Raw genomic sequence first — 8,321 nt, forward strand, 5'->3', positions numbered from 1 at the left:
TAGGATGGGGATTTTTAATCCAGCTATAGACGGTGAATTTGCTGATCTTGTAGCGCTTTGCAACAGCGCGCCAAGTTTCTCCATTAGCAATATCGTTAAGAATTTTCTGTCGGAATTGGCGACAGTAGGTCATAGGATATGCTCAGTTTGTTTTTGATAATTCTACTACAAGTTGTTCTTTATATCTGCTTTGGATAGATTGGATTATAAGTGATTTGACTATAAAAGTTACGGGGGAATATCGTGGCGATGTCAAAAATGGTGATAGACGGCTACAAATTATTTGGGATCGTTTAATCACGCCTTATGACGTTGTTGTCCAATTACAATCACCTACAACCGATCGCTTAGGCGCATCGGGCATTACAGGCAAGGTAGATAATCGCTGGGGATTAAGAATTGGCTCGGCGTTATTAGTGTCAATCATGAGTGATGCCTTAAATATTGCTGGTAAAAACAGTAAATCCGCAGACGTAATTGTCGAATCAGATACCGCAGATACTTCAAACGATATAGCGAAAAAAATACTTGAAAAGAATATTGATTTAAGTCCGATTATCTACCTACGAGAAGGAGAGATGATCAATATTTATGTCGCTGATGATATTGACTTATCAAGTGTTTATAACGCTAGACAGTTAGGTTATTGATATGAATAAATTGCGTGCAGATAGCCTTGAATTTAGTGAAACTTTCCAACGCTATGGAGGGGTTGATGGCTATGCTGAAGCAGTGGAAATTGGTGCAACACAATTACCTATAGATCGCTGGGTACAAGTCCGCACAGAAACTTTTAAAAAAGAATATGGGGATTGGTTATTTGCGCGGGACAGCCGTGCCTTGCGAACAGCAAAAAATAAAGGAGAAGCGCAAGATATTCTACGCAAACTAAATAATATTGAATTAAGAAATGCGGAAAGTGGGCTAATTGCAACTATATCAAAAAGAACAGTAGAAAAAATGATTTCATCAACGGCATTTAAGAAATCTTTACAGACAACAAATAGTGGATTTATTCATTTAGCTGCTGTTGCAAATGTTGATACTTTATTTTTTAACGGCATTTTAGGTTGGATAAAACCTGATAGAGCAGAGGCGAAGCAAGTCATAGGATTGCCTAGAATTTTTTCACCAATGACTTTTGAAAAGAGTATTTATCTTGTTGAAACAACTGTTAAGTTACTAAATCAGAATTATGGTGGAAATCGAATCTATACTGTTGAAGCAATCAATATATTGGATAAGCAACAAATTACAGATAAATTTATTGCAGATACAGAAAAAGGAAACGCCTCCCCAATTATAATGGCGGAAACGAATCAGAATCTATCTAACCCGAATTCCCTCCGGTCACTTGGCGTTTCCCGTGTGCTTAATCTAGCACAACAGGTAATTGATTTCAACAGTAAAAATATTGCTCAACAGCTTAACCCATACACTTTTGAACCAAAATTAGATTTTCTTTCTCGCAGCTTACCTTCTCCACTCATTGATTTAAAAGATTTAGGCAATCGTGAAGCTGGGCGTAAGTTACATGATAGCGTTGATGGGGATATTGCCCATTTACCGTTAGTCATCTTATCTGCTCAAGCCGTTGGTAAGCAAATTAACGTAAACACTTTGATAAAAGCAGAAACCTTACATCCAATTCAACGTCAAGAAGCGTGGCTAAATGCCGTTAGAGAAAATCCTTTAGCGAAAACGACATCTAAAACTAAAGACAGAGGCTTTACAAAATGACTTTAATGACAGAAAGAAACGATATACCCGAAGCTGTTTTCACTCCTAAGATCCTTTTGCAAATTGCGCATACCTTTGACCAATTAGGTATCTCTCAATTAATGAAAACTGAAGGCGTAACAGAAATTGCCATTAATGAAGAAGGTATCATATTTTACGAAAAATATAGCCAATGGAAACAAATAGAACAACCCGGTAATAAATCAAATGATTTGATTAACGGATTGGGAATATTACTAGTAAATAAACAAGGGCAGCAACAGTCATTTGACCACAAAAATCCGATGCTTTCATTGACCATGCCGGGCGGTGAAAGAGCGCAGTTAGTGCGCAAACCCGCAGCTGAAGAATGTAGCCTAACCGTGCGAATACCGTCTAATGCAAAATTTTCGATGGATGAATACGAGAGTAGCGGACTTTTTCGCGAAATCGTACCGATGACCGATGAAATCACGCCACAAGACCAAGAATTAAAAACCTTATTGGCGAATAAGAAATATCGGGAGTTTTTAGAGTTAGCCGTTAAGTATCGCAAAAACATTGTCGTGAGCGGTGCAACGGGGAGCGGCAAAACTACCTTTATGAAAACCCTTATTGACTTAATCTCACATGATGAGCGCATCATCACCATTGAAGATGCGCGTGAGCTATTTATAGATCACCCAAATAAGGTGCATTTGATGTATCCGAAGTCAATGAGTGAATCCGCTGTTACTGCTAAATCGTGTCTTGAAGCAACCCTGCGTATGAAGCCTGATCGCATCATTCTCGCGGAAGTGAGAGGCGATGAAGCATTTTACTTTATCCGCGCTTGCGGAAATGGGCATAGTGGCTCTATTACATCTTGTCATGCTGATAGCGCATTAATGGCGTATGAGCAGCTTGCTTTAATGATTAACGCTAGCCCTGAAGGTAGTAGTCTCAGCTATGACGTTATAAGACGCTTAATCATGATGACGATAGATATTTCTATCCATTTTGCGAATCACAATGGCAAGCGCTATATCACCGCGATTGACTTTAATCCCGAACGCAAATTGCAAATGCTTACTCACTAATAAGGAGTATTAAAAATGGAAATGACCCCCAAAAAGAAACTGATTATCACTTTGTTAGTGATAACAGTCGGCACATTGACCGTTTGCACCTTAGCCTCTTTTCTGTTTCGGGTATTTATGAGCTTTCCGCCCGGTGTGAGTCCGCTGAAAGCTTTGTTTAAAGGCTTTGAGTTGACAACACAAGTCAGAAGTCATCCGTTTGATATTCTCTATTATCAAAAAAATTATGCCGAAATTTACGGAAAACAGCTCAAATGGGCATGGCTAGTCGCTATTATTGCTCATGCTATTGTTGCTATTGTCATTAGTAAGCTAATGACTAAAAAACAAAAGCTTTACGGCGATGCGCGATTTGCCACCGATGCTGAAATCAGAAAAGCAGGGTTAGTTGTTAAAAAACCGAAAGCTGGACTACCAAAAGATCTCGTTAAACATGGACTCTTTGCTGGCAACCACATTATTGTTGGGCAATATAAGGGTTATTATATTGGTTTAGGCGGACAGCTATTTGGCTATCTCGCTGCCCCCACACGTTCGGGAAAAGGCGTAGGCGTTGTTATTCCAGTAGGACTGTCTTACGATCATTCGATGGTCGTGTTGGATATCAAGCAAGAATTGTTTGAAATCACTGGTGCGTTCCGCGCTAAATGCGGACAAGCTATTTACCTCTTTAATCCTTTTGATCCGGATGGTCGCACGAGTCGTTGGAATCCGCTCTCTTATGTATCACGCTCAAATGAATTACGCATTGATGATATTAACCAAATTGCGATTTGTCTGATTCCTGACAGCGGAGGCGATGATAGCTTTTTTGAAGAAAGCGCACGCAAACTGTTTTTAGGACTAACACTCTATTGCTTAGACAAAGAAGCTTATTACCAATCCAGTGAGTTACCCTACGTCCCCACTATTCGTGAAGTTTTAGACCTCGCAACGAATTTTAATGGCGAAGCAATACCACATTTCTCATCATTGATGAATGATGAATTTGTGAGTGTCATTGCCAAACAAACTATAAACAGCGCCGTATCCGCAGGAGATAAAACCTTTGCCTCAATATTAGCAACATTAACGGCAAACTTAACGCCGTGGTTATCAGAGCCAGTTGTCAATGCAACATCCGGCGATGACTTTGACTTACGCGATGTTCGTAGAAAGCGCATGACCATTTATATCGGCATTCAACCGAAAGACCTCGCAAAAGCCAAAAAAATTATCAATCTATTTTATAGCCAGCTAATTAACGAAAACACATCAGAACTGCCACAAAACAATCCTGACCTTAAGTATCAATGTCTAATGTTGATGGATGAAGGCACATCACCCGGAAAAATTGCCGTTCTAGAAAAAGCCGTGTCTTATATGGCGGGTTATAACATGAGATTGTTGTTTATTGCTCAATCACCAGCACAATTACAAGATCGAGCAGTTTATGGCGAACATGGCGCGAGAAACATCATGACCAATATTGCGCTTAAAGTCTTATATAAACCAAACGATGTTGCCGATAGTGAAGAATACTCAAAGTTGTTAGGCAAAATTACCGTCTTAGAAGATACCTCAAAATCCCGTGGAGGTGGTAGTAAAGGCGTATCTCGCACAGAAACACAAAATCAGCGAGATTTGATGATGCCACAAGAACTTAGAGAGATGAGCAAAGACAAAGCAATCATCACTTTTGAGGGCATTAGTCATCCGATTATGCTCGACAAAAACAAATATTATGCCGATCCCGTTTTTCAGTGTCGCTTTGAACCTTATAAAGACAAAGCCAAAGTCCCTAAGCTGAAAGATCGCCTAAAAGATAACGAAAAACAACAAGAAGAAAGCAAAATCATCCGTTCAGACATCGAGGAGCTTATCGAAACCACAAGAAATGAATTCTACGAAAATTTACAAGAACGAATGAAGGTTGTGGAATTAGGTGTCCTACAGAATTTGGCAATACGCAACATCAATGCGTGCCTCATCGAAAAAGATGATGAAGTAGAAGAACCTGAAATTGAAGATGCCCTTGCAACCGCATAAACAAAAGGAATAAATCATGGCTGATAATCTAAACCAAGATCAAACAGAACTCGAGCATGACAAAGAACGTGAAAAAGCGCTAAAAGAGCAGAGAGAACGAGAGGCGCGGGAAAAAGAAGAGCGCCAAAAACATGACTTTTTACCGCCATTGGATGAAAAACGTCCTCATCCAACTGCACCGACTGAAAACAAGGAAACAGAAAAACCTGCACCCAAAGAAGATAAGCAAGAATCTTCTGATAAAGCAGAAAAAGAAAAGCATAATGATGAAAAGCAAGGCGGAACGGTTGATTTAAACTATACTTTTATTCGCTTTAATCGCGATAATGCTTACGAAGAAATTAAAAAACCCTTTTACAACTTATCTCGCATTGGCGAAGAAGCTCAATTTGTTAATCGTAACGACAACAGCAAAATAACGATTAAAAAAGACAGTATTGTCATTGATAACTCTCCTCAAAATATTGCTGCTGCTTTGGACATCGCCGAAGACAAAGGCTGGGAAGTCATTAAAATTAAAGGTGGTGACAAACAATATAAAGCTGAAATGTGGTTTCAGGCTAGTATGCGAGGCTTAGAAACAACTGGTTATGAGCCAAGTGAGATAGATTTAAAGCGTTTACTAGGTGCACAAGAGCGTGAACGACGGGCAAATGAAGAACAAGCAGAAAGACTAGATACAGATTTAGATATAAAACCTATTCCGGAAACACCTACACAAGAAACACCGGCACAAGAAACACCGGCACAAGAAACACCGGCACAAGAAGCACCGGCACAAGAAGCACCGGCACAAGAAGCACCGGCACAAGAAGCACCGGCACAGGAAACACCAGCACAGGAAACACCAGCACAGGAAATAGATGCCGAAAAAGCTGAAAAACTAAATCAAAATACACAAATTAGCAAAGAATTACTGGATACACAATTTGAGCGTAAGCTGACTAAAACAGAACAAGCAGAGTTACAAGCGCTATTACAAAACGAAGATTTCGCAAAAGCCTACGAATCTCAAGCACAGTTTAGAGCTATCAAAGATTTTGATAACTACAGTGAAATACCAAATTTCGGCAAAAATGAAATGGTTGAATACACAACTGCGCTTAAAGAATATGCTGATAATAAAGTTTATGACGACTTAAGAAGTCTGATTAACGATCCAACTAACAAAGAAATAAAAGCAGAAATAGAGAAAAGAAGAGAATGGAGCGGATATTACAACGAACCATATAAAAAAGAATTATCGACTCTAGCAGAAAAAGTGATTGATGAATTGCACAATCATCCCACTGCGGATACAAAACTTAAAATAGATACTTACAGCGACCTATCGGCTAAAATCAATGCTAAGCACGCTGCTTTATCTAGCTATAGCTAAAAAACTAGATATAACATACCCTATAGATTTACACATCTTTACTCATATGCGTCCCTATTCATTAGAACTCAGGAAAAAAGTAATCGCAAAACTAGCAGAAAGCTATTCGGTTCGTCAGGTAACCAATAACTTTGGTATCCATTTCCCTACTGTTCAGAAGTGGAAAATGCATGATTGCCTTTAGCCTACTAAAAGAACAAGAACTTCTTATCCTTGCAAAATTGACCTCAAAGCTCTAATGGCTGATGTAGAACACTATCCAGATGCTTATCAACATGAGCATGCCTAGTGTTTTCATTGCTTACAGACAGGTCCACACCCATACCAGTCATCTCCGGCTTTTGATGCTTCGGTTGCCAACGAGCTTGTATGGCTTCAACCCACACTGTTGGTATCACCTGCCATGGGTCATCCTCCATGCCTGCACTAAAATCACCGTTGAGCATCTGTGAACGCAATGGCTCAGGCAACGCCTGTAACGTGCTGACATAGCCCGTATTCATCAAATAAGGATTATCTGTAACCTTGGATGGAATAAACGTCCGCGCCATTGGGATAATAATCTCTTCTTGCGAATAAGCGTCAGGGTCAAAATCATAGACTACCTCATCCCCCACCAAAACAAACGGCGTAGCGCTATCCACCCAATAATCACGCTGATTGACCATACCGCAATAGCGAATCTCTCCCGGCGCGGCTGGCTTGGGGTATTGCTTGTCTATCCACGGCGCAAAGAAATCGACAATCCAGCGGCCCTCTGCACTCGTTGGCGGATTAAACGTGAGTAGTGCTTGGCATTTTTGCTTTGGGTCTGTACTTCTCAACCAGCCCAGTAGAGAATTATTAAGATGGCCCGCCCGAAGGGATTTGAACCCCTGACCTTTGCCTCCGGAGGGCAACGCTCTATCCAGCTGAGCTACGGGCGGAAGTGGTGAATTTTACCATCATCATTTTTAAATGAAAAATACTTTATCTAACACACTGTTTTAAATCAAAAAACCTTAACCATCTTCTGAAATCTTATAACCATTTAACGCTAAAACAATAGCTAAAAGATAGAAATACACAATCCAATCAAACCATTAACATAAAACTTCTTGCCAAACATTCCAACTACTCAAGATAGGAGTTTTACCGTGATATTGCGAATGACTTTCCTTCTGTGGCGCATATAATGAAGCAAAAAAGAACATCACTTGTAGAATTAAACAGAAAGGAAGCTCGGTGAAGCGAAACGGCTTAGCACTTCCTACCTAAACCTAAAATCAGATTAGCCACTCAGCAGACTCCTTTAAAAATCGCGCGACGATTTTGTAACGAATATACGGACACTCGGCGGATGCACCCCGAAAGCATGCTCAATAAACCCTCTCGTTCCTAAGCTAAATCACTATTGAATGAAGATAAAAATTAACTACCAGTTATCACGAACATTGCCTATCGAAAACAATAAAACTTGTTAGTGGGTAACGAACTATTTAAGCTATAGTGCAATCAGCTAAAAAACAAAACATCCTATAGCCCTTATCTAACCATTCTAGCGGTAGATAACGTTCTGTTTTTTAGCTGATTTGACTATAGCAATCATAATGCTTTAAAAAAGCTACACTAAAATATTTCCCATTCAGTATTAAGGAAAAATGTCCTCACCATTTACCTTCACTTATATACGCACCCTACTCTCCCGCCTCTTCACTTTCATCGCCGTACCGCCAGCGCTCGCTACAGAAAAAAATCCTTTTGAGAATACCCCAATAGAAATTGTTACCATACAAGCAGAACAAGGCAATACGAAAGCGCAAACAGAACTTTCTACTCGCTACAGCAACACAGGCAACTACGCCGACGCACTTAAATGGGCACAACAAGCTGCTGAAAAAGGCGAAGCAGAAGCACAATATAGTCAAATCACTTATAATCCAATCTATCCAAAGCAGATATAAAGAACAACTTGTAGTAGAATTATCAAAAACAAACTGAGCATATCCTATGACCTACTGTCGCCAATTCCGACAGAAAATTCTTAACGATATTGCTAATGGAGAAACTTGGCGCGCTGTTGCAAAGCGCTACAAGATCAGCAAATTCACCGTCTATAGCTGGATTAAAAATCCCCA

At 39.9% G+C, this 8,321-nt stretch carries 9 protein-coding genes and 1 tRNA gene; 7 read left to right on the forward strand and 3 right to left on the reverse strand.

Translation table 11 applies throughout. The annotated features are described in order from the left end of the window. Nucleotides 1–133, reverse strand: a 133-nt coding sequence (locus tag A5N85_RS17840; protein ID WP_143143291.1) for a helix-turn-helix domain-containing protein, incomplete at its 3' end; no start/stop codon positions are given. A gap of 82 nt (nt 134–215) precedes the next feature. On the opposite strand from A5N85_RS17840, the gene A5N85_RS12400 reads away from it, so the two are divergent. The 5 genes from A5N85_RS12400 to A5N85_RS15775 are packed head-to-tail and all read left to right on the forward strand — an operon-like array spanning nt 216 to nt 6,204. After that, nucleotides 216–650, forward strand: a complete 435-nt coding sequence (locus A5N85_RS12400) for a TrbI/VirB10 family protein (RefSeq protein WP_072577490.1) — start codon at nt 216–218, stop codon at nt 648–650. A gap of 1 nt (nt 651) precedes the next feature. After that, on the forward strand, nt 652–1,740 hold the full coding sequence (locus A5N85_RS12405; RefSeq protein WP_072577491.1) for an LPD3 domain-containing protein: 1,089 nt from the start codon (nt 652–654) through the stop codon (nt 1,738–1,740). 5 nt (nt 1,741–1,745) lie between these two features. Further along, entirely contained in the window at nt 1,746–2,798 is a 1,053-nt protein-coding gene (gene virB11, locus A5N85_RS12410) for a P-type DNA transfer ATPase VirB11 (protein ID WP_072577496.1), read from the forward strand. 15 nt (nt 2,799–2,813) lie between these two features. Further along, nucleotides 2,814–4,826, forward strand: coding sequence for a type IV secretory system conjugative DNA transfer family protein (locus A5N85_RS12415; RefSeq protein ID WP_072577492.1), 2,013 nt, complete (start codon nt 2,814–2,816; stop codon nt 4,824–4,826). A gap of 16 nt (nt 4,827–4,842) precedes the next feature. Further along, a complete protein-coding gene (locus A5N85_RS15775) occupies nt 4,843–6,204 on the forward strand; it encodes an LPD7 domain-containing protein (RefSeq protein ID WP_072577493.1) in 1,362 nt (453 codons plus the stop codon). A 227-nt stretch (nt 6,205–6,431) separates the two neighbouring features. Here the strand turns inward: A5N85_RS15775 and A5N85_RS12425 are convergent, their stop codons facing one another. Beyond that, nucleotides 6,432–7,028, reverse strand: a complete 597-nt coding sequence (locus A5N85_RS12425) for a hypothetical protein (RefSeq protein ID WP_072577494.1) — start codon at nt 7,026–7,028, stop codon at nt 6,432–6,434. Between the two features lie 25 nt (nt 7,029–7,053). Continuing rightward, nucleotides 7,054–7,130 (reverse strand) — tRNA-Arg (locus tag A5N85_RS12430). A gap of 714 nt (nt 7,131–7,844) precedes the next feature. On the opposite strand from A5N85_RS12430, the gene A5N85_RS12435 reads away from it, so the two are divergent. Both A5N85_RS12435 and A5N85_RS17845 read left to right on the forward strand, forming a co-directional pair. Further along, the gene (locus A5N85_RS12435; protein ID WP_072577495.1) at nt 7,845–8,147 is read left to right on the forward strand and encodes a sel1 repeat family protein; all 303 of its coding nucleotides are present in this window, start codon (nt 7,845–7,847) and stop codon (nt 8,145–8,147) included. Between the two features lie 46 nt (nt 8,148–8,193). Beyond that, nucleotides 8,194–8,321, forward strand: a 128-nt coding sequence (locus A5N85_RS17845; RefSeq protein ID WP_143143292.1) for a helix-turn-helix domain-containing protein, incomplete at its 3' end; no start/stop codon positions are given.

The sequence above is a fragment of the Suttonella ornithocola genome (assembly GCF_001889065.1).
Taxonomy (GTDB): Bacteria; Pseudomonadota; Gammaproteobacteria; order Cardiobacteriales; family Cardiobacteriaceae; genus Suttonella_A; species Suttonella_A ornithocola.